The organism is Agrobacterium sp. El2ro-1b (assembly GCF_048298475.1).
GTDB classification, from domain to species: Bacteria; Pseudomonadota; Alphaproteobacteria; order Rhizobiales; family Rhizobiaceae; genus Agrobacterium; species Agrobacterium fabrum.
This window is the reverse complement of record NZ_CP103459.1, coordinates 481,455-503,342: the sequence shown is the minus strand read 5'-3', so window position 1 is coordinate 503,342 and position 21,888 is coordinate 481,455. Positions and strand designations below refer to the sequence as shown.

20 protein-coding genes are annotated in these 21,888 nt (G+C 61.2%); 16 read left to right on the top strand and 4 right to left on the bottom strand.

Annotation, left to right across the window (positions count from 1 at the left end):
- Positions 1–2 precede the first annotated feature (2 nt).
- Both NYR50_RS16560 and NYR50_RS16555 read left to right on the top strand, forming a co-directional pair.
- On the top strand, positions 3–923 hold the full coding sequence (locus tag NYR50_RS16560) for a nucleoside hydrolase (RefSeq protein WP_174011798.1): 921 nt from the start codon (positions 3–5) through the stop codon (positions 921–923).
- Positions 920–2,713: an adenine deaminase gene (locus NYR50_RS16555; protein WP_418137649.1), complete on the top strand. Its 1,794-nt coding sequence runs from the start codon at positions 920–922 to the stop codon at positions 2,711–2,713. Before NYR50_RS16560 ends, NYR50_RS16555 begins: the two co-directional genes overlap by 4 nt.
- Positions 2,714–2,764: 51 nt before the next feature.
- Here the strand turns inward: NYR50_RS16555 and NYR50_RS16550 are convergent, their stop codons facing one another.
- Both NYR50_RS16550 and NYR50_RS16545 read right to left on the bottom strand, forming a co-directional pair.
- Positions 2,765–3,466, bottom strand: a complete 702-nt coding sequence (locus NYR50_RS16550; protein ID WP_174011802.1) for a DNA helicase — start codon at positions 3,464–3,466, stop codon at positions 2,765–2,767.
- 216 nt (positions 3,467–3,682) lie between these two features.
- A complete protein-coding gene (locus tag NYR50_RS16545) occupies positions 3,683–4,855 on the bottom strand; it encodes a M20 aminoacylase family protein (RefSeq protein ID WP_174011804.1) in 1,173 nt (390 codons plus the stop codon).
- A 212-nt stretch (positions 4,856–5,067) separates the two neighbouring features.
- On the opposite strand from NYR50_RS16545, the gene NYR50_RS16540 reads away from it, so the two are divergent.
- The 14 genes from NYR50_RS16540 (at position 5,068) to NYR50_RS16475 (ending at position 19,763) form a co-directional block, all read left to right on the top strand.
- Complete coding sequence (locus NYR50_RS16540) at positions 5,068–5,775, top strand: phosphoribosyltransferase (protein WP_418137648.1); 708 nt, start codon at positions 5,068–5,070, stop codon at positions 5,773–5,775.
- Between the two features lie 206 nt (positions 5,776–5,981).
- The gene (locus NYR50_RS16535) at positions 5,982–7,037 is read left to right on the top strand and encodes a dipeptidase (RefSeq protein ID WP_174011807.1); all 1,056 of its coding nucleotides are present in this window, start codon (positions 5,982–5,984) and stop codon (positions 7,035–7,037) included.
- A gap of 49 nt (positions 7,038–7,086) precedes the next feature.
- Positions 7,087–8,727 carry an ABC transporter substrate-binding protein gene (locus NYR50_RS16530; RefSeq protein WP_174011809.1) on the top strand — a complete coding sequence of 547 codons (1,641 nt, stop codon included), beginning with the start codon at positions 7,087–7,089 and terminating at the stop codon, positions 8,725–8,727.
- 18 nt (positions 8,728–8,745) lie between these two features.
- Positions 8,746–9,813, top strand: coding sequence for an ABC transporter permease (locus NYR50_RS16525; RefSeq protein WP_080812995.1), 1,068 nt, complete (start codon positions 8,746–8,748; stop codon positions 9,811–9,813).
- Positions 9,810–10,742 (top strand): ABC transporter permease, encoded by a 933-nt coding sequence (locus NYR50_RS16520; RefSeq protein ID WP_418137647.1) that lies wholly within the window; start codon positions 9,810–9,812, stop codon positions 10,740–10,742. The genes NYR50_RS16525 and NYR50_RS16520 overlap by 4 nt, the downstream gene beginning before the upstream one ends.
- Complete coding sequence (locus NYR50_RS16515; RefSeq protein ID WP_174011815.1) at positions 10,739–11,575, top strand: ABC transporter ATP-binding protein; 837 nt, start codon at positions 10,739–10,741, stop codon at positions 11,573–11,575. Before NYR50_RS16520 ends, NYR50_RS16515 begins: the two co-directional genes overlap by 4 nt.
- A complete protein-coding gene (locus NYR50_RS16510) occupies positions 11,572–12,321 on the top strand; it encodes an ABC transporter ATP-binding protein (RefSeq protein WP_418137646.1) in 750 nt (249 codons plus the stop codon). Before NYR50_RS16515 ends, NYR50_RS16510 begins: the two co-directional genes overlap by 4 nt.
- A gap of 261 nt (positions 12,322–12,582) precedes the next feature.
- Positions 12,583–13,485, top strand: coding sequence for a LysR substrate-binding domain-containing protein (locus tag NYR50_RS16505; protein WP_418138264.1), 903 nt, complete (start codon positions 12,583–12,585; stop codon positions 13,483–13,485).
- A 209-nt stretch (positions 13,486–13,694) separates the two neighbouring features.
- A complete protein-coding gene (locus tag NYR50_RS16500) occupies positions 13,695–15,230 on the top strand; it encodes an ABC transporter substrate-binding protein (protein WP_418137645.1) in 1,536 nt (511 codons plus the stop codon).
- A 229-nt stretch (positions 15,231–15,459) separates the two neighbouring features.
- Positions 15,460–16,410: an ABC transporter permease gene (locus NYR50_RS16495; RefSeq protein ID WP_174011821.1), complete on the top strand. Its 951-nt coding sequence runs from the start codon at positions 15,460–15,462 to the stop codon at positions 16,408–16,410.
- Complete coding sequence (locus tag NYR50_RS16490; RefSeq protein ID WP_418137644.1) at positions 16,407–17,228, top strand: ABC transporter permease; 822 nt, start codon at positions 16,407–16,409, stop codon at positions 17,226–17,228. The genes NYR50_RS16495 and NYR50_RS16490 overlap by 4 nt, the downstream gene beginning before the upstream one ends.
- Before the next feature lie 53 nt (positions 17,229–17,281).
- Entirely contained in the window at positions 17,282–18,679 is a 1,398-nt protein-coding gene (locus tag NYR50_RS16485; RefSeq protein WP_418137643.1) for an amidase, read from the top strand.
- A 96-nt stretch (positions 18,680–18,775) separates the two neighbouring features.
- A complete protein-coding gene (locus NYR50_RS16480) occupies positions 18,776–19,342 on the top strand; it encodes a DJ-1/PfpI family protein (protein ID WP_418137642.1) in 567 nt (188 codons plus the stop codon).
- A 70-nt stretch (positions 19,343–19,412) separates the two neighbouring features.
- Positions 19,413–19,763 carry a ribbon-helix-helix domain-containing protein gene (locus NYR50_RS16475; RefSeq protein WP_418137641.1) on the top strand — a complete coding sequence of 117 codons (351 nt, stop codon included), beginning with the start codon at positions 19,413–19,415 and terminating at the stop codon, positions 19,761–19,763.
- Between the two features lie 144 nt (positions 19,764–19,907).
- Here NYR50_RS16475 and NYR50_RS16470 read toward each other — a convergent pair whose 3' ends face one another.
- Together NYR50_RS16470 and NYR50_RS16465 are read right to left on the bottom strand one after the other, a co-directional pair.
- Entirely contained in the window at positions 19,908–20,828 is a 921-nt protein-coding gene (locus NYR50_RS16470; RefSeq protein ID WP_174011831.1) for an ABC transporter permease, read from the bottom strand.
- The gene (locus tag NYR50_RS16465) at positions 20,821–21,831 is read right to left on the bottom strand and encodes an ABC transporter permease (protein ID WP_006313236.1); all 1,011 of its coding nucleotides are present in this window, start codon (positions 21,829–21,831) and stop codon (positions 20,821–20,823) included. The genes NYR50_RS16470 and NYR50_RS16465 overlap by 8 nt, the downstream gene beginning before the upstream one ends.
- Positions 21,832–21,888 lie beyond the last annotated feature (57 nt).

The following is a 21,888-nucleotide window of genomic DNA, read 5'->3' as shown; positions in this document are numbered from 1 at the left end:
TCATGGGCGTGTGGATCGATACCGATATGGGCTTTGACGATATCGCCGCTATCATGGTGGTGCAATCGGCAGGCCTTGCCATCGATGGCATTTCGCTGGTCTTCGGCAATGCCACGCTGGATGCGGTCTGCCGCAATGCCGCAGGCGCCGCAGCAAGCTTCGGCTGGTCGATGCCGATCCATCAGGGCCGCGCCATGCCCGTCCTCGGCGCGCTCGAAACCGCGCAGTCGATCCTCGGTGAAAGCGGCATTCCGACCGCCGGCCAAAGCCTGCCTGATGCGCCGGCTCTGCCAAAAAGCGATGCCTTTGCCCCACTCTGCAACTGGCTGGAGGGTGAAGGCCAAAAACGCATTCTCGCGCTCGGCCCGCTCACCAATATCGCCGCACTTTGTCTCGCTCGGCCCGATCTTGCCGCCAAAATTTCCGACCTCACCTGGATGGGGGGCGGGCTTACCAGCGGCAACCACACGGCATCGGCCGAATTCAACGCCTTCGCCGATCCCGAGGCGCTGGCCATCGTGCTCGCCCACGGCCTGCCGCTGCGCATGGTCGATCTTGATGCCTGCCGCAAGGTTACTGCCTCGCCCGCCGATGTGCTGCCGATCCGCACCGCCGGCGGCAGGAAAGCCGGCCTGATTGCCGATCTGCTGGAGGGCTTCATCGGCATTGCCACCAGCCGCGGTAGGGTTGCCATGGCGCTTTACGATCCCGTCGCCGCAGTCGGCTTTACGTCCGATCATCTGGGCTGGCAGCAGGCGCGCATCGATGTCGAACTCCATGCCTCGCTGACACGGGGAAGAACCGTGGTCGAGACACGCGCGGAGAAGGTGACGGATTTTAATGCCCAGTTTGCCGTGACCGTTGATGCTGGAGCCGCAAAGGCCGCCATATTGGAAGCATTGCGCGGGGAGGCGGCGCGATGAGCGCGCAAATCCGCCTGGCGGAGCCTGCCGATCTCAACGATGGCACCCTGCGCGCCCGTGCGGTTGCCGCAGCGCGTGGTGATCAGCGTTTTGATGTTCTCATCACCGGCGGAACATTGGTGGATGTGGTGACGGGCGAGCTTCGCCCTGCCGATATCGGCATTGTCGGCGCGCTGATCGCCAGTGTTCACGAACCTGCAAGCCGCAGGGGTGCCGCGCAGGTGATCGACGCGGGAGGGGCCTATGTCTCGCCGGGGCTGATCGACACGCATATGCACATCGAAAGCTCGATGATCACGCCGGCCGCTTATGCGGCAGCGGTGGTTGCCCGCGGCGTCACCACCATCGTCTGGGACCCGCATGAATTCGGCAATGTGCATGGTGTGGAAGGCGTGCGCTGGGCGGCGAAGGCGATCGAAAACCTGCCATTGCGCGCCATTCTGCTCGCCCCCTCCTGCGTGCCGTCAGCACCGGGGCTGGAGCGCAGCGGTGCGGATTTCGATGCTGCCATTCTGGCCGATCTCCTCTCCTGGCCGGAAATCGGCGGCGTTGCAGAAATCATGAACATGCGCGGCGTCATCGAGCGCGATCCGCGCATGAGCGGCATCGTGCAGGCCGGGCTCGCCTCGGAAAAGCTGGTCTGCGGCCATGCGCGCGGTCTTGGTGGCGCCGATCTCAATGCCTTCATGGCGGCGGGCGTTTCTTCCGATCACGAGCTTGTCTCGGGCGAAGACCTGATGGCAAAGCTCAGGGCAGGGCTGACGATCGAGCTGCGCGGCTCGCACGATCACCTGCTGCCGGAATTCGTGGACGCGCTGAATACGCTCGGCCACCTGCCGCAGACGGTAACGCTCTGTACCGACGATGTTTTCCCGGACGACCTGTTGCACGGCGGCGGGCTGGATGATGTGGTGCGCCGTCTTGTGCGTTATGGCCTCAAGCCCGAATGGGCGCTGCGCGCCGCCACGCTGAACGCCGCGCAAAGGCTTGGCCGTTCCGATCTCGGCCTCATAGCCGCCGGCCGCCGCGCTGATATCGTCGTTTTCGAGGATTTAAGCGGTTTTACCGCCCGTCATGTGCTCGTAAGCGGCAGGGCCGTTGCGGAAGATGGCCGCATGCTGGTCGACATTCCCGCCTGCGATACGACCGCACTCGAAGGCTCGATGAAGCTTCCACCACGCATGGCCGATGATGTCAGGGTAAAATCCGAGGGCGCGAAGGTGCGCCTCGCCACCATCGACCGCCCCCGTTTCACGCAATGGGGTGAAACGGGGGCCGACGTAAAGGACGGTTTTGTCATTCCACCCGAAGGTGCAACGATGATCTCCGTCACCCACCGCCACGGTATGGCCGAGCCCACCACAAAAACCGGCTTCCTTACCGGCTGGGGGCGCTGGAACGGCGCTTTCGCCACCACCGTCGCGCATGACAGCCACAACCTCACCGTTTTCGGTGGCAACGCAGAGGATATGGCGCTCGCCGCCAATGCGGTGATCGGCGCCGGCGGCGGTATGGCCGTTGCCTCCGAAGGCAAGGTCACCGCGATCCTCCCTCTGCCGCTCTCCGGCCTCGTATCCGATGCGCCGCTCGAAGAGGTGGCGCGGGCTTTCGAGGACTTGCGCGAAGCCGTCGGCAAGGTTGTGGACTGGCAGCCGCCCTATCTCGTCTTCAAGGCCTGCTTCGGCGCCACGCTCGCCTGCAATATCGGCCCGCACCAGACGGATATGGGCATTGCCGATGTGTTGACGGGGAAGGTGATGGAAAGCCCCCTCATCGAGGTTTTGGGATAATAACGTCAGGACCGGCTGCCGCGCGGTCGTCGTCGCGGCAGTCGGGGCCTGTCAGTTCACATTGTGAAGCTGCGCTTCGCCATTATGCAAAAAGCAGGCTTTGGTGAAGAGGCCCAAATCCAGCAGGTTGGACAGGCGGATATCGCGCATATCGGGAAGTCGCTTGTATTCATGATCAAACGAGCGGTCAACCTGCGAGATGAATGCGAAAATGACGCCGTTCTTTTGTGCGAATTCCCCAAGGGCGGTTACCTGTTGCGACAGGTCCGGCTTGTGCCGCTGCTGGTCGAGTATCTGCAGATAATCGATCACGGCGAAGGTGCCGGGTCTGGCCGGTGACAAATGGCGGATGATGTAATCCGCGCATATCTCGTCCGATGTCGCGACCTCGGTTTCTCTTTTTCCGGCCGCATGTTTTTCGATACGCTTTCGCGCCTGCTGCTCCGTCATTTCGAGCGTGAACAGAACAGACTGCCGTCCGTCCTCGGCTGCCGCGTGCAAAAGTTCAAAACCAAGCGCTGTCTTGCCCTGGCCTGGGCGGCCGGCAAGCAGAAGCATGTCGCCATGCACGATGCGGGAGAACAGGTCTTCGGATAAGGAGCCCGCCGCAGCGTGAGCGGACAGCAGGCTCCACCGTGCAAATCCTTCCTCGCGCGCGATCTGGTCCAGCGCCTCGTGCAGGGGAATGGCACTGTTTCGGACCATGAGTTTGGCCCGCCGTTTTAATTGAAAAATCGGAGTAGAAAGTTTCATCAAAAGACCTCTATTTCGAGTCTGAAACGCAATCCCTCCTTATGCGAATGCCCGAACAGACGGTTCGATGATGATATTACCCCGCATGTCGAATGCTTCCCCGAAAGGAGGGGGGAGGCGTGGGTTGCGCCTGTGCGCAGAAATTACCGCGCCCGATGATTCGCCACAAGCGTCCGAGGTATTGCCGGTCGAAAAACGGCAGGCAGCAAAATGGGGCTACTCCGCCGCCAGTTCCTGCTCCACCAATGTCGCCCAGAACGCTACGCCGGGCACGATGGCCGCATCGTTGAAGTCGTAGGAGGTGTTGTGATGCAGCGCGCCGTCCACCGCCGGGCCGTTGCCGAGCCAGACGTAGCAGCCGGGGGCTTCGCCGGCGAAGAAAGCGAAGTCGTCACCGGCGGTCGAGGGCGGGAAGGCGGTGCGGGCCTTGGTGCCGAACACTGTTTTTGCGGCGCGTAGCGCTCGTTTCGTCGCATCCGCCTCGTTAATGACGGGGGGAATGCGGCGGATGAAGTCGTACTGCGCCTCGATGCCGAACATCGCTGCCGTGCCCTTTGCCAGCCGGCCGATTTCCGCCTCCAGCTGGTCGCGCACATCTGCCGCATAGGCACGCGCCGTGCCGCCGATTTCGACGAGATCGGGAATGACGTTGAGCGCCTTCGGGTCGCCCGCCTGCACCGAACAGGCGCTGACGACGGCCGGTTGCAGCGGGTCGATGACTCGGCCGACGATGGTCTGCAGCGAGGCGAGGAAGGTGCCCGCCGCCGTTATGGGGTCACGGCCGAGATGTGGCTTGGCGCCATGGGTGCCGATGCCCTCGAAGGTGACGCGCCAGCTATCGGAAGAGGCAAGCTGGGGGCCTTCCACCACGGCCATTTCGTCAAGCCCAAGCCCCGGCATATTGTGCAGGCCATAGACCGCATCGCAGGGAAACAGGTCGAACAGCCCGTCTTCCACCATTTTTTTCGCGCCACCCCGGCCTTCTTCGGCGGGTTGGAAGATGAAATGCACGGTGCCGGAAAAGTCTCGGGTCTTGGCGAGGTAACGCGCGGCACCCAGCAGCATGGCGGTGTGGCCATCATGGCCGCAGGCATGCATCTTGCCGGGAAATTTCGATTTATAGGGCCGGTCCGGCACCTCAGGCATGGCGAGCGCATCCATGTCGGCGCGAAGACCAATGCTGCGGGTGCCGTTACCCACCTGCAACGTGCCGACAACACCGGTGCCGCCGAGACCGCGATGCACCTTCAGCCCGGCGCGCTCGAGCAGATCGGCGACGATGGCGCTGGTTCTTTCCTCTTCGAAACCCAGTTCCGGATGGGCGTGCAGATCATGGCGAAGCTCCGTCAGGAATGGCAGGTCCTCGCCGATCCGGTCCAGCAGTCTCATGGGAAGCTTGTCCTTGAATATGGGGAAAACCCGCGTCATAGGTGGGTTCGTCCGAATGCCTGTTGCTTTGTTCCCTTCTAGCTGAAAAAGCCGATGAAATGAACCCGCCGCATGTTTGCGGTTGCTGAAATGCCGAATATGCCAAACGGGATTGGCTTGGCGGGAGAGACCGTATCCGCCTTGCGCGATCCTGATCCTGAAAGGAAATATCGATGCCGTCATCCGCATCGCCCGCCGCCCAGTCTCCCGCTGCGCCGCACGAGTTCTGGCAGGACATTCTTCCGCCCGGCACCTTTGCGACGGCAGGCCCGCATTCCAGCTTCTTTCCGGCGGAACTGGATGACAACAGGCAGATCTGTCTGCCGATAAGGCCGCTTGCGGATGGCGAACATGCGCTCGCCTCGCTCATCGTCAATCAGGCCTCATTCGAGGTGCTGGAGGCGCTGGCGGCCGATCTTGCCGCCAAGATCGCGCCGTTCAGTCCTGACGTCGTGATCGGTCTGCCGACGCTGGGCCTCACGCTTGCCGCTGCCGTTGCGCGCCACCTCGGCCATTCGCGTTACGTGCCGCTCGGCACTTCGCGCAAGTTCTGGTATCTGGAGGAACTGTCGGTGCCGATGTCTTCCATCACCACCAAGCAGGAAAAGCGGCTTTATATCGATCCGCGCATGCTGCCGCTCATCGAGGGCAAACAGGTGGCGCTGGTGGATGATGTCATCTCCAGCGGTAGCTCCATTATTGCAGGTCTTTCGCTTCTCGCCTCGTCCGGCATCAAGCCGGTGGTGATCGGCGCTGCCATGCTGCAATCGGATCGCTGGCGGGAAAAAATCGCCGCTTTCGGGTCGGAATGGCCAGAGCGGGTGAGGGGCGTTTTCGCCACGCCGCTGCTGACAAAAGCCGAAGGCGGCTGGCAGGCTTGACGTTGCGCAATTTCCGGCAAAAGGCAAGTGGTGATAATTTCACCGCTGCCTAATTTGTGTCTTGCGGAGCCGCGAGAGATCGTCCTAAGATCACTTCCGACAGATTATAGCAGTCGGCGAAAAATGCGCCGGTTTGCTCTCGCGCGGTGTCATTCCGGCGTCTGCCCGCCCCCTTTGGTTTTGCCCGCTTACTGGAATTTCTTGACATGCATGCAGTGTTCGACGGTCATAATGATGTGCTGCTTCGGTTGTGGCGCAACAGCAAGGCCGGTGGCGATCCGGTGGCTGAATTCAAGAACGGCACGCGCGAAGGCCATATCGATGGTCCGCGCGCCAGGGCAGGCGGTCTCGGCGGCGGCATCTGCGCCATCTATATCCCATCAGGCGATCTGGTCCTGCAGGAGCCGGACGAACAGGGCCATTACGACACGCCGCTCGCCGCGCCGCTGGAGCGCCTGCCTTCCCTTGATGTCGCCATGGAGAAAGCGGCGATTGCGCTGAGGCTCGACCGCGCCGGTGCCTGGCGGCTCTGCCGCTCCACGGCCGATATTCGCAAGGCTTTTTCCGAGGATATTTTCGCCGCCGTTCTGCACATGGAAGGCTGCGAGGCGATCGGGCCTGATCTTGACGCGCTGGAGGTGTTTTATGCCGCCGGCCTGCGCTCGCTCGGCCCAGTCTGGAGCCGGCACAATATTTTCGGCCATGGCGTTCCCTTCTCTTATCCCATGTCGCCCGATACCGCGCCCGGTCTTACCGATGCCGGTTTTGCGCTGGTGAAGGAATGCAACCGGCTCGGCATTCTCATCGATCTCGCCCATATTACCGAAAAGGGCTTCTGGGATGTGGCCAAGACCACCAGCCAGCCGCTGATCGCCAGCCACTCCAACGCGCATGCGCTCACCCCCGTCGCCCGCAATCTCACCGACCGGCAGATGGATGCCATAAGGGAGAGCGGTGGGCTCGTCGGTCTCAACTATGCCGTCACCATGCTCAGGCCCGATGGGCGTGACATTGCCGATACGCCGCTCTCCGACATGGTGCGCCATATCGACTACATGGTGGAACGCATGGGCATCGACTGCGTGGCGCTCGGATCGGATTTCGACGGCGCGACGGTACCCATCGGCGTGGCCGATGCCAGCGGCAACCACAATCTGGTTGCGGCCCTGAAATCGGCAGGCTACGGTGATGGAGAGCTTGCTAAAATCTGCCGGGAAAACTGGCTGCGTGTTTTGTCTCAGGCCTGGCACGAAGCGGCCTGAGAACAGTTTAAGCGAACCAAATCAATCTTATAACAAAAGGGGAGATCCTATGATCAAATCGCTCAACAAATCCATGCGGGTCCTTAGCACCAGCGCCGCTTTGTCGCTGATGATGCTGTCGGCGCCGCACGCTTTCGCAGCCACGCCGGCCGACACGCTGGTCGAAGGTTTCGCCATCGACGACATCATCACGCTCGACCCGGGTGAAGCGTTCGAACTGTCCGCCGCCGAAGTCACCGGCAACACCTACAGCAAGCTCGTCTCCATCGATCTCAACGACACGTCCAAAGTCATCGGCGATCTCGCCGAAAGCTGGACCACCTCCGAGGACGGCCTCACCTACACCTTCAAGCTGAAATCCGGCCTGAAATTCGCCTCCGGTAACCCGATCACCGCAGACGATGTCGCATTCTCGTTCGAACGCGCCGTCAAGCTCGACAAGTCGCCGGCATTCCTGCTGACGCAGTTCGGCCTCAAGGGCGACAACGTCAATGAAAAAGCCAAGGCTGCGGATGCAAACACCTTCGTGCTGACGGTCGACAAGCCTTACGCGCCGAGCTTCGTGCTGAACGTGCTGACGGCAACGGTCGCCGCCGTGGTGGACAAGAAGCTCATCACCGAAAAGGCGAAGTCGGTTACGCCGAGCGCCGATTACAAATACGACACGGATTTCGGCAATGAATTCCTGAAGACCGGTTATGCCGGTTCCGGCCCCTACAAGATCCTTGGCTGGAAGGCCAACGAAGCGGTGATCCTCGAGGCCAACCCGAATTATTACGGCGAGAAGCCGAAGCTGAAGCGTGTCGTTTATCGCCACATGAAGGAAAGCTCCGGCCAGCGCCTGGCGCTTGAGAACGGCGATATCGACGTTGCCCGTAACCTCGAGCCCGGCGACATGGAAGCGGTTTCCAAGAAGGAAGGCCTTGCCGTCACCTCTGCGCCCAAGGGCACCGTCTATTACTTCAGCCTCAACCAGAAGAACGAGAACCTGAAGAAGCCGGAAGTCGTCGAAGCTCTGAAATATCTGGTCGACTATGACGCGATCGGCGCGACGATCATCAAAGGCATCGGTGAAGTTCACCAGACCTTCCTGCCGAAGGGCCAGCTCGGCGCGCTCGACGAGAACCCCTACAAGCTCGACGTTGCCAAGGCCAAGGAACTTCTCGCCAAGGCCGGCCTGAAGGACGGTTTCACCGTGACTATGGATGTGCGCAACACGCAGCCGGTGACCGGCATTGCCGAAAGCGTGCAGCAGACGCTGGCGCAGGCCGGCATCAAGCTGGAAATCATTCCCGGCGACGGCAAGCAGACCCTGACCAAATATCGCGCCCGCACGCATGATATTTATATCGGCCAGTGGGGCTCGGACTATTTCGACCCTAACTCGAATGCCGAAACCTTCACCATCAACTACGACAATTCCGATGAAGGCAAGAACAAGACGCTCGCCTGGCGCAATGCCTGGGATGTTCCTGATCTGACCAAGGAAACCCAGTCGGCGCTGCTGGAAAAGGACACTGCCAAGCGTGCCGCCATCTATCAGAACCTGCAGAAGGAAGTTCTGGCGAAGGGTCCCTTCGTCATCATCTTCCAGCAGACGGAAGTTGCCGGTTATTCCGCCAAGCTCAAGGGCCTGAAACTCGGTCCGAGCTTTGACACCAACTACGTCTATACGATCTCCAAGGAATGATCCGGAAGGATCGGTCTCTTGAGCATCGTTGAAGCAAACAGCAGGGCGAGGCAGGGCAAACGCCGTGCCAACGCCCGTGCTAAGGCCATTATCGGCTTCGCCCTTACCGTCATCACCACCTTTCTGGGGTTGATGGCGGTCACATTTTTCATTGGCCGTGTCGTGCCGATCGATCCCGCACTGGCGATCGTCGGCGACCGTGCGCCTGCGCATGTGGTCGAGCGGGTGCGCGAGCAGCTCGGCCTCAACCTGCCGCTCTGGCAGCAGTTCTTCCTTTATCTGAAACAGGCGCTTTCGGGTGATTTCGGCATTTCCGTCCTCACCACCAATCCTGTCATGGAGGATATCAAGCGGGTGTTTCCGGCCACGATCGAGCTTGCCACGATCGGCACCATCATCGGTGCCGTCTTCGGCATTCCGCTCGGCGTCCTCGCTGCGGTCAAGCGCGGCAGCTTTGCCGACCAGGTCGTGCGCGTCATCGGCCTTATCGGTTATTCCGTGCCGATCTTCTGGCTCGGCCTCCTGGCGCTGCTGGTGTTTTACGCTCGGTTGCAATGGGTGGCCTATCCCGGCCGCATGGATATCGTCTACGAATTCACCTTCACGCCGGTCACGGGCTTCTTCCTGATCGACGCGATCTGGCAACGGCAATGGGACGTGTTGTGGGATCTGTTCCGCCACATCATCCTGCCCGCCTCGCTGCTCGGCTATTTTTCGCTGGCCTATATCAGTCGCATGACACGTTCCTTCATGCTGAACGAGCTTGCCCAGGAATATATTGTTGCGGCCCGCGCCAAGGGGCTTTCGGAAACCCGCATCATCTGGTTCCACGCGCTGCGCAACGCCGCCGTGCCGCTGGTGACAGTGATTGCGCTGTCTTACGCTGGCCTGCTGGAAGGGTCGGTGTTGACCGAAACCATCTTTGCCTGGCCGGGGCTCGGCCTCTACATCACCAATTCCCTGCAGAATGCGGATATGAATGCCGTTCTCGGCGGCACGATCGTGATCGGTGCCATCTTCGTCGGCATCAATCTCTTCTCCGATCTGCTTTACCGGACGCTCGACCCAAGGACGCGCAGCCGATGACGATTTTGACAGATACACTCAAACCCTATAGCCGCGAATGGCTGCTCTCCGACCGGCCGACTTCCCGCAAGCAGGCCCGCCTTGGCCGGGCCTATGTCATCTGGCGGCGGTTTTCGGAAAACCGGCTGGCGCTGCTCGGGCTTGGCATCATCATCGCGCTGCTGTTCGTGGCGCTGTTTGCCAATGTGCTTGCCCCGCACGATCCGGTGCAGGGCGATCTGCGCAATGCCCGGCTTCTGCCGCCCGGCACCGCGGGGTATCTGCTCGGAACCGACGATCAGGGCCGCGACATTCTCTCGCGCCTCATACACGGTTCGCGGCTCACTTTGTTCGTGGTGCTGCTGGTGGCGATTATCGCCGCGCCCATCGGGCTGATCGTCGGCACCGTCTCGGGTTATGCCGGTGGCTGGGTCGATGCCATTCTGATGCGCATCACCGATATTTTTCTTGCCTTCCCAAAGCTCGTTCTGGCGCTGGCGCTGGTGGCCGCACTTGGACCGGGCATCGAAAATGCGGTACTGGCCATTGCGGTCACCTCATGGCCACCCTATGCGCGCATCGCCCGCGCTGAAACCATGACGTTCCGCAATTCCGATTTCATCGCGGCCGTGAAGCTCATGGGGGCATCGCCGTTTCGCATCGTCCTGAAGCACGTCATGCCGCTTTGCATGTCGTCGCTCATCGTGCGTGTCACGCTTGATATGGCGGGCATCATCCTCACCGCTGCCGGTCTCGGCTTCCTCGGCCTTGGTGCCCAGCCGCCGCTGCCGGAATGGGGCGCGATGATTGCTTCCGGACGCCGTTTCATTCTCGATCAATGGTGGGTGGCGGCCATGCCGGGTATCGCGATCCTCATCGTCAGCCTCGGTTTCAACCTTCTGGGCGATGGTCTGCGTGACGCGCTTGATCCCAAGGAGGCGAACCAATGAGCGCGCCGCTTCTGACTGTCGAGAACCTGCGCGTTTCCTTCCCCACCCGCACCGGGCTGGTGGAGGCGGTGCGCGGCGTGTCCTTCACGCTCGGCCGCGAGCGTCTTGGCATCGTCGGGGAATCCGGCTCCGGCAAGTCGCAGACCGGCCGCGCCATCATGGGGCTGACGCCGAAAAGCGCGCGCATCGAAGCTGATACACTGCGTTTCGGTGATATCGATCTGCTCAAGGCGTCCGCGAAAGAGCGGCGGATCATGCGCGGCAAGCGCATAGCCATGATCCTGCAGGACCCGAAATATTCGCTGAACCCGGTCATGACCATCGGCCGCCAGATCATGGAAACCCTGCGGACCCATGAAAAGATCGGCAGCGGCGAGGCGCGTCAGCGCACGCTTGCCATGCTCGAAGCCGTGCAGATCCGCGACCCCGAGCGCGTCTTCGATCTTTATCCGCACGAGGTTTCCGGCGGTATGGGCCAGCGTGTCATGATCGCGATGATGCTGGTTTGCGGCCCGGAGCTGCTGATCGCCGATGAACCGACTTCGGCGCTCGATGTGACGGTGCAGCTGGAAGTGCTCGATATTCTCGACAAGCTGGTGCGCGACCGCGGCATGGGGCTGATCTTCGTCAGCCACGATCTTCGGCTTGTCTCCTCCTTCTGCGACCGGGTTCTGGTCATGTATGCCGGCAAGGTGGTGGAGGAGCTTTCTTCCGCCAATCTGAAGGAAGCGAAACATCCCTATACGCAGGGTCTGTTGAACTGCCTGCCGGAAATTGGCGGCCATCGCCATCCGTTGCCGGTTCTGGAACGCAAGCCGGAGTGGCGCGCATGAGCACAGTTCTTTCCATCCGCGACGTGGTGGTGGATTTCGACGGTTACATCGCGCTCGACAGCGTCAGCGTCGATGTCGCCGAGGGTGAATCCTTCGGCATTGTCGGCGAGTCCGGTTCCGGCAAATCGACCCTGCTGCGCGCCATTGCCGGCCTCAACCATTTCGATGAAGGCTCGCTGATGGTGGCGGGGCGCTCCTATTCCAGCAAGCACCGCGACAAGAGTTTTTACAGCGATGTCCAGATGGTGTTTCAGGACCCCTATGGTTCGCTTCACCCGCGCCAGACGGTGGATGCACTGCTGCTGGAACCGCTCGTCATTCACGGTCTCGACAATCGCGAGCAGCGCATTGCCCGCGCGCTGGACGAGGTGGGTCTCGGCACCGGTTTCCGTTTCCGTTATTCGCACCAGCTTTCCGGCGGCCAGCGCCAGCGCATCGCCATTGCCCGCGCGCTGATTGTGGAGCCGAAAATCCTGCTACTGGACGAGCCGACCTCGGCGCTCGACGCCTCCATTCAGGCGGAAATCCTCAACCTGCTCGAACAGGCCCGCAAGGACCGCAACCTCACCTTTGTCATGGTCAGCCACGATCTCGGCGTCATCAGCCATATGTGCGATCGGCTGGCGGTGATGAAAAGCGGCAAGGTGGTGGAAATGCTGGAGGCTGAGGCGCTGGAAAGCCGCGAGTTCAGTGCCGATTATACAAGGCAGCTACTGGTGGCGAGCGAGGGTTTCAAGCGCGCTTGATTGGCGAGGCGTTGCCTCCCTTTCTTCTCCCCGCCGGGGAGAAGATGCCCCGAACGGGGCAGATGAGGGGGCCAGCTCTCCGCATCTCTCTGCCGTCGCCCCCTCATCCGGCGCTACGCGCCACCTTCTCCCCGGCGGGGAGAAGAAACAAGCGGCGGGCTTTTGCTCCACAGAGATCTTCCTGTGGGAAGTATTCTCTCATCGCGCCGCGGTGATATGCTGGCCGCCAACACCGGCCCACCCGAACAAGGTCTCCACCCCATGCAATTGCGCGCCTTGATGTATTTCGACGAACTCGTCCGCACCAATTCCATGCGCGCCGCGGCGGAAAACCTGAATGTCGCGCCGACGGCCGTGAGCCGGCAGATCGAGAACCTCGAATATTATTTCGGCTCGCCGCTGGTGGAGCGCTCCAGCCGCGGCGTGAAGCTGACGGCGGCGGGTGAGTTGCTCGCTGCCCGCGCGGGCAAGACATTGCGCGAACTCGACCATGTGCACCAGCTGATCGACGATCTCAAAGGCCTGCAACGCGGCCGGGTCACGGTCTATGCCAACGGTGCTACGGTGGCGAACCTGCTGGCGCCCGTGCTGGCGCAGTTCAGTCTGAAATATCCGAAGCTGCGCTTCGAGGTGCATATTACCAGCGCCCGGCAGGCGATGGAGGCGCTGGGTGCGGCGGAAGCGGACCTCGTCGTCAGCCTGTTTGCGCCGAAGCTTTCGGGCGTGAAGGTGCGCTCGCGTACCCGCATCAGCTACGATGTCATCTTCCCCACCGGCCACGCGCTCGCCGCCCAGCCGGAGGTCTCGCTGAAGGAACTGGCCGGCATGCCGCTTGCCCTGCCGGACAAGAGTTTTGCCGCGCGTCAGGCCTTCGATGCGCTGTTTGCGGATGCCGGCATCGAGCTTGATCCCGTCTTCATCACCAGCTCGCTGGAAATGCTGAAGGAGCTGGTGCTGGGTCACGCCGCCGCCACGCTGTTGCCCGCGCTTTCAGTGGCGCGCGAAATTCGCAGCGGCCAGATGGTCGCCGTTCCGCTTTCCGGCAAGAAGGGCATTCATACGCAGATCGACCTCTGTGTTGCGCCCGACCGGCAATTGTCTTTCGCCGCCTCCAAACTTGCCGATTTCATCGAGCGTTTCATGCGCGAGGCAACAGCGGGCTAGTTTCTTCTGTCCGCCGGGGAGAGGAATAGGCCAGCTTGGGAAATTACCCATCAAGGTTGATTTCCACCGGCAATTCCGTGTAGCCATTTCAGCTACACAGAGCACACAAAAACGGAGATTGTGTGTGCGCCTGCAACATGACACTCTTTTTGCAACGGGTGGTCTTTGGAAGGGCAAAAATGCCCCGGCCGCCAGACAGGGGACTAAGGATGCCACGCACTTATCTTTCGCAGGCGGCAAAGCTTTCGCGCCGTACCGCGCTGACGCTTGCATTGGGCACGGCGCTCTGGCTGCCGCTTTCGGTTGTTAACGCCGAAGCCGCGCCGAAAACCGCCCTGACGCTTGGCATGACGGTGGAGCCGACCGGTCTCGATCCGACCATTGCCGCTCCCGTCGCGATCGGCCAGGTCACCTGGCAGAATATTTTCGAAGGTCTCGTCACCATCGACAGCAAAGGCAAGGTGAGGCCGCAGCTTGCCGAAAGCTGGGAGATTTCGCCTGATGGCAAGAGCTATACCTTCAAGCTGCGCAAGGGTGTCACCTTCCATGATGGCGAGGCGTTCGATTCCTCGGTCGCGAAGTTTTCACTGGACCGGGCGCGCGGAGAAGCTTCCGTCAACCCGCAGAAGCGCTTCTTTGCGGCAATCGATAGAATCGAGACGCCGGACGCGGACACGCTGGTGCTGAAACTGAACCAGCCCGCAGGCAGCCTCATCTACTGGCTCGGCTGGCCGGCCTCCGTCATGGTCGCGCCGAAGAGTGCTGACAATAATCGCACAACGCCCGTCGGCACCGGGCCATTCAAATTCGTCAGCTGGGCCAAGGGCGACAAGGTGGAGCTTGAGAAAAATGCCGCCTATTGGGACAAGGCAGTGGCGGTGAAGCTCGATAAGGCGACCTTCCGTTTCGTCGCCGATCCGCAGGCCCAGGCCGCCGCGCTTAAGTCAGGCGATATCGATGCCTTCCCGGAATTCGGTGCACCGGAACTGATGACCTCCTTTGACGGCGATAAGCGCCTCGGCACCTTCGTCGGCAACACCGAGTTGAAGGTTGTGGCCGGCATGAACAATGCCCGCAAGCCCTTCGACGACAAGCGCGTGCGCCAGGCGCTGATGATGGCGGTGGATCGTGGCACTGTCATCGAAGGCGCCTGGTCCGGTTACGGCACGGCCATCGGCAGTCACTATACGCCGAATGATCGCGGGTACATCGATACGACTGGCGTTCATTCCTATGATGTCGACAAGGCCAGGGCGCTGCTTGCGGAGGCGGGTTATCCTGACGGATTCAGCTTCACCATCAAGGCTCCACAAATGGCCTATGCCCAGCGCACCTCGCAAATCCTGCAGGCGATGCTGGCCGAAATCGGCGTGACGATGACCATCGAAACCACCGAATTTCCGGCCAAATGGGTGGCGGATGTTTTGAAGGGGGCGGATTACGACATGACCATCGTTGCCCATGCCGAGCCGATGGATATCGATATCTATGCCCGCGACCCCTATTATTTCAACTACAAGAACCCGGTATTCAACGAGGTCATCGCCAATGTCGAAAAGACGGCGAATGCGGGCGAGCAGGAAGCGCTTTACGGCGACGCCCAGAAAATCCTGGCCGAAGATGTGCCGGCGCTGTTCCTGTTCGTGATGCCGAAGCTTGGTGTCTGGGACAGGAAGGTGAAGGGGTTGTGGGAAAACGAGCCTATTCCTTCGAATGTGCTGACGGACGTGCATTGGGAAGAGTAGGGTTTGACGTGGATGGTGGGGCGCAGTTCCCCCCGCCACCTCATTCCTGTGCTCGTCACAGGAATCCAGCCAGCCCAAGTCCTTGGGCTGGAAAAGACTCTCTCGCCGCGCAGACGCGCGTCGGCTGGATCCCTGTGACAGGCACAGGGATGAGGGAGGAATGCGCGGGTATGGCGATAGACCCATTTGCCATATCCGGCCGCAAAACCACGCAAGGAGCAGATGCCAGATGTTAGCCGTCCTCATCCGGCGTCTCGTAAGCCTCATCATCACGCTATTTGCCGTTTCCCTCATCATTTATGTCGTCATGGGCCTGCTGCCGGGTGATCCCGCCGCCATCATGCTCGGAACCTCGGCGAGCCCCGATACGCTCGCCGCCCTGCAGAAGCAGATGGGTCTCGACCAGCCGCTGCCGCTGCGCTACCTCCACTGGCTGGCCGGTGTTTTCCGGGGTGATCTCGGGCAATCCTATACCTATGGCGTGCCGGTGGCTGGGCTGATCATCGAGCGGCTGGCCGTCACCCTGCCGCTCGCCCTGCTTGCCATCTGCCTGTCCGTCACTATTGCCATTCCGCTTGGCGTGGCGGCGGCGAAGAACCGCAATGGGGCGCTGGATTTTGCGGCCGGGCTGTTTTCCCATGTGGGCATCGCCGTGCCGGGCTTCTGGGTTGGCCTGCTGCTGATAATCGTGTTTTCCACCACGCTCGGCTGGATGCCATCAGGCGGGTTTCCCGGCTGGAGCCCGAGCTTTTCGGCAGGGCTTGTGGCGCTGGTGCTGCCGGCAATCGCGCTCGCGCTGTCGCAGGCCGGCGTTCTCACCCGCGTCTGCCGCTCCGCCGTGCTGGAAGTGATGAATGAGGATTTCGTGCGCACCGCCCGCGCCAAGGGCCTGAGCGAGCGGGTGGCGCTGTGGCGGCATGCGGTGCCGAACGCGATGATCCCCGTCGTTACCATGATCGGCCTGCAATTCACCTTCCTCATCGCCGGTGCGGTGCTGGTGGAAAATGTCTTCAACCTGCCGGGTCTCGGGCGGCTTGCCTATCAGGCGCTGACGCAGCGGGATATCGTGGTGATGCAGTCGGTCGTGCTGTTTTTCTCAGCGCTGGTGATCATCATGAATTTCGTGGTGGATATCGCCTATCTCTTCATCGATCCGAGATTGCGGGCAGGTGCGCGATGATGCGATTGATCCGCCGCCGCCCGGCCTTCGTCATCGGCATCGCCGTCACCAGCTTTCTCGTTGCCGTCGCCGTGCTGTCGCTGGTCTGGACGCCGCTTTCGCCGACCAAGATACAGATCGTCCAGAAGCTGAAATCGCCCTTGGTTTATGGCGGTCTCGGGACGGATCATTTCGGCCGTGATGTGCTCTCCATGCTGATGGCCGGTGCGTGGAACTCTCTCTCCACCGCCATCGCCGCCGTCGCCATCGGTGCCCTTATCGGCACGGCAATCGGCGTTACGGTCGCGGCTCTGCGCGGCTTTACCGAAACGGTGGTCATGCGCATCTGCGACATCATCTTCGCCGTGCCGCCGATCCTCTCGGCGATGATGCTCGGCGCCTTCATCGGCACGGGGCGTTTCACCGCCATCATCGCCATCGCCACCTTCATGGTGCCGGTCTTTGCCCGGCTGACGCTGGGTGCCGCGCTGCAGATATGGGCGCGGGAATATATCACCGCTGCCACAAGTATCGGCCAGAACCGCGCCAAGATCACGCTTTTCCATGTCGTGCCGAATATTTCCAACCAGATCATCGTGCAGGTGACGATCCAGCTCGGTCTTGCGATATTGACCGAGGCTGGCCTTTCTTTCCTCGGTCTTGGCATGCCGCCACCCGCCGCCACCTGGGGGCGGATGCTCGCCGATGCCCAGACCTATCTCGGCGCAGCCCCCTGGCTTGCCATCATGCCCGGCCTTGCAATTGCGCTCGCCGTCTTCGGCCTCAACCTTCTCGGCGATGGCCTGCGTGATCTGCTCGATCCGCGCGATACCAGCTGAGCGCTTCCAGCCGATATCGCCGCTATTTCCTGTTTTTATGACGAGACGATGCCATGACCGATCTCATAGACCTCAACACGCTCGAAATTCTGGCGCTTTACCGGGAAAAGAAGCTCTCGCCCTCGGAATACTGGCAGGGCGTGGAAGCGCGCATCGAGGCTTTCGAGCCTGTCGTGAACGCGCTTTATGCCTATGACCCGGAAGATGCCCGCAGGCAGGCCGCAGCCTCGACGCAGCGCTGGCAGAGCGGCGAAACACTCGGCCGGCTCGATGGGCTTCCGGTCTCGCTGAAGGAACTCATCGCCACGAAAGGCCATCCCGTGCCGCTCGGCACAAAGGCGGTGGAACTGGTGCCGGCGCTGGAAGACGCGCCGGTGGCCGCCCGCTGCCGCGAGGATGGTGCTATCCTCTATGCCAAGACAACCTGCCCGGATTACGGCATGCTCTCCTCCGGCCTGTCCAGCTTCCACAAGCTCAGCCGCAACCCTTGGGATCCGACACAGAATCCCGGCGGCTCCAGTGCAGGTGCGGCCTCGGCGGGTGCCGCGGGTTATGGCACGCTGCATGTCGGCACGGATATTGGTGGATCGGTGCGGCTACCGGCCGGGTGGACCGGGCTGTTCGGTTTCAAGCCGAGCCAGGGTCGCATACCCGTCGATCCCTATTATACCGGCCGCTGCGCCGGGCCGATGACCCGCACCGTCACCGATGCCGCCTACGCCATGGCGACCTTGTCCCGCCCGGACTGGCGCGACGGCACATCGTTGCCACCGAACGCCATTGACTGGATGGATCTCGATATCGATGTGAAGGGCCTGAAAATCGGGCTGATGCTGGATGCGGGCTGCGGCCTGCCGCTCGATGAAGAGGTGCGCGAGGCGGTGGTGGCGGCAGCGAAACTGTTCGAACAGGCGGGCGCTATCGTCATTCCGGTCGAGCCGGTGCTGACACGGGAGATGCTGGATGGGCTTGACGATTTCTGGCGGGCTAAATTCTGGGGCGACATGGCGGCGCTGAGTAAGGAACGCCGTGCCACGATCCTTCCCTATATTCTCGAATGGGCGGAAAAGGGCGCTGACGTTTCCGGTGCGCGTGCCGTTTTCGGTTTCAACCAGACCATGGAAATGCGCAAGGCCTGCGGGCGCTTGATGCAGTCGGTTGATGTGGTGATTTCGCCCGTCAATCCCATTGTCTCCTATCCGGCAGACCGGGCCTCGCCCACCAACGACCCAGCGCGGCCCTTCGAACATATTGCCTTCACCGTGCCGTGGAACATGTCTGAACAGCCGGCGTCCTCGATCAATTGTGGTTTCTCAAAATCGGGCATGCCCATCGGGTTGCAGATCGTCGGCCCGCGTTATGAGGACCTGTTGGTGCTCCGGCTTTCGAAAGCCTTCGAAAACTGGGGCGGTGGTGTGCGACGCTGGCCGGAGCCGCCAAAGCGTCGCTGATCGCGTCTTTCCGGACGTGTAGTATTGCCATAATACCCGCATCTCCGCCGGGCCTGTTAGGGTGCTGAAAGGCATTCAAAAACGGGAGGAGCAGACATGCCGAAGAAGATTTTGATGATCACCGGTGATTTCGCCGAGGATTACGAGACCATGGTGCCGTTCCAGACCTTGGCTGCGGTCGGCCATACCGTCCACGCGGTTTGCCCCGGCAAGAAGGCGGGCCAGACCATCGCCACGGCCATCCATGATTTCGAGGGCGACCAGACCTATTCGGAAAAACGCGGCCATAATTTTGCGCTCAACGCCACCTTCGCCGATATCAAGGTAGCGGATTACGATGCGCTGGTCATTCCGGGCGGCCGTGCGCCGGAATATCTGAGGCTCAATGCGGATGTGCTGGCGGCGGTGAAACATTTCTTCGAGGCCGACAAGCCGGTGGCGGCCGTCTGCCACGGTGTGCAATTGCTGGCCGCCGCCGGCGTGCTGAAGGGCCGCACCTGCTCGGCCTATCCCGCCTGCCGACCCGAGGTGGAACAGGCGGGCGGCACCTATGCCGATATCGCCATCGATGCCGCCGTCACCGACGGCAAACTGGTAACGGCGCCCGCCTGGCCGGCGCATCCGGCATGGCTTTCGCAATTCATGACGGTGCTCGGCAAATAAGACCCGCGAAACGGGGCTTTTGCAGGCCCCGTTTTCCGCTTATCGTCGAAGGGTGGTGAGGGAGGAAACCATGTGCAAGCTTTTCATCAAGGCAGACCCGACACTTTGGGAAAGCCATACCCGGTCGCTCAGGATCGATGGCATGGTGACCAGTGTGCGACTTGAAAATTTCTTCTGGACAACACTGGACGAGATCGCGCGGCGCGACGGCATGAACAGCGTGCAGCTCATCGCCAAGCTCTACAATGAATCGATCGACGCCGGGCATGACCTCGGCAACTTCACCTCGTTTTTGCGGGTCTGCTGCGGGCGTTATCTCGCGCTTCAGCTTTCCGGTGATATCCCGGTACGGACAGATATTCCGATTGCGGCGCTGGATGCGGACAGCATTCTGGATGCTGAAAAGGTGAATTATCACTAGGTGGTCCAGTATACTCGACGTCATCCTCGGGGTTGTCCCGAGGATCTGCCGACGTATCGTTTTTTTCGACGTGATTAGATCCTCGGGTCAAGCCCGAGGATGACGTGGGAGTGATTCGAGGGTTCCCCTCTTTCGCATATCTTCTCAGTTCTTCAACGCCCGCGGATCGAGCGCATCGCGCACCGCGTCGCCGATGTAATTAACGCTCAGAACAGTCAGCGAAATCGCCAGCCCCGGCCATAACACGCGCGACGGCGTCAGTTGCAGGAAGTTCGCACCGTCGAACAGCAGCCGTCCCCAGGTTGGGAAATCCGATGGGAAACCGAGGCCGAGGAAAGACAGCGCCGATTCCGTGATGATGGCGGAGGCGATGCCGAGCGTGGCGGATACCATGATTGAACTCAGCACATTCGGCAGAATGTGCCTGATAATGATGCGATATTCACGCATGCCGCTCGATTTCGCCGCCACGATGAATTCCTGGCTCTTGATGGTCAGCACATCGCCGCGCACGATGCGGGCGGTGTGCATCCAGCTGGTGATCCCGATCACGAAAACGATAAGAATGAAGATGCCCGTTTCCGGCCCGAATGCCGAACGCAGCGTATCGCGGAACAACATCAGGATAACGAGGAGCAGCGGCAAAAGCGGCAGGGCCAGGAACAGGTCGGTGAGCCGCATCAGCGGCCCGTCCAGCCTGCGGAAATAGCCCGAGAGAACACCGACCAGCGTGCCGAGAAGTAGTGCCAGCAACATGGCGGTGATGCCGACGGCAAGCGAGATGCGCCCGCCGGCCAGCACCTGAGCAAGCATGTCCTTGCCGAGATTGTCGGTGCCGAAAGGATGGGCCAGCGACGGCCACTGGTTGCGTACCTTCACGTTGATGGCATTGGGCGCGACGGTATGGATGTAAGGGCCGACATAGACCGCAAGAAGGATGAAGGTGAAGACGAAGAGCCCCGCCACGCCGCCCTTGTGGACGCGGAACTGTTTCCAGATATCGGCGAGGGCGGATTTGACGGGCGTCGCTGCAACCGTTGGTGCTGCAATTGTGGCATCAGTCATAGCGGATCCTCGGGTCGAGAATGCCGTACAGCACGTCGGCAATCAGGTTGAAGAGCACGATCAGCACCGCGAAAATGAAGGTCAGTGTCTGCACCAGCGGAATATCCGCACCCTGAACGGCAACGATCAGCAATTGGCCAAGCCCGTTTACCCGGAAAATCTGCTCGGTGATGATGGCGCCGGAAAAGATCGTCGGCACGCCGAGTGCGATGACGGTGACGACCGGGATCAGGCTGTTGCGCAGAACGTGAACGAGGAGGACGGACTTCTCCTTCACGCCCTTGGCACGTGCGGTGCGCACATAGTCCTGATGCAGGTTATCGAGCATGGAGGCGCGCACGAAGCGGCTGATCTGCGAGACATTGTAGAGTGTCAGCACCAGCACCGGCAGGAACATCTGTTTCACCTGCGCCACGAAACTCGTCCAGTCCCTGACCTGCAGGTTGGTGTCGTAGACGGATGGGAACCATTGCAGATAGGAGCTGAAGATCACGACCAGCAGCACGCCGGTGAAAAAGGTGGGAACCGAATAACCGACCATCGAGACGAACGTGCCGATCTGGTCGAAGATCGAATATTGCTTATAGGCGGAAATGACGCCGATCGGGATCGCCAAGAGGGCGCCGAAAAGATAGGCGAGGCCAACCACCCAGAGCGTCTGCGGCATGCGCTGTATGACGAGATCGACCACCGGGCTGCGCGTTGCCCAGGACAGGACCCGCATGCGGCTGCCATCGCCGATCTGCCAACCGGTCAGCTTTTCGAAGAGGTTGAGCGGTTCGTTGATGAAGAACTGCTGCAGCCACATCAGGTAACGGATGAAAAAGGGCTGGTCGAGGCCGAGCGAAGCGCGGATCTGCTCACGCACCTCTGGCGGAATGGTGAGCGGCAGGTCGCCGGTCGGGTCGTTGGGCGCGAGATCAAGCAGCGCAAAGATCACGAAGCTGATGACGAGAAGGGTCGGTACGGCAAAGGCAAGCCGCCGGAGGGTAAAGGTAAACATCTGAAACTTTCCAGGCCCAGAGCGCGGCGAGACGAAAATCGAGAGCCTTTTCGCAAC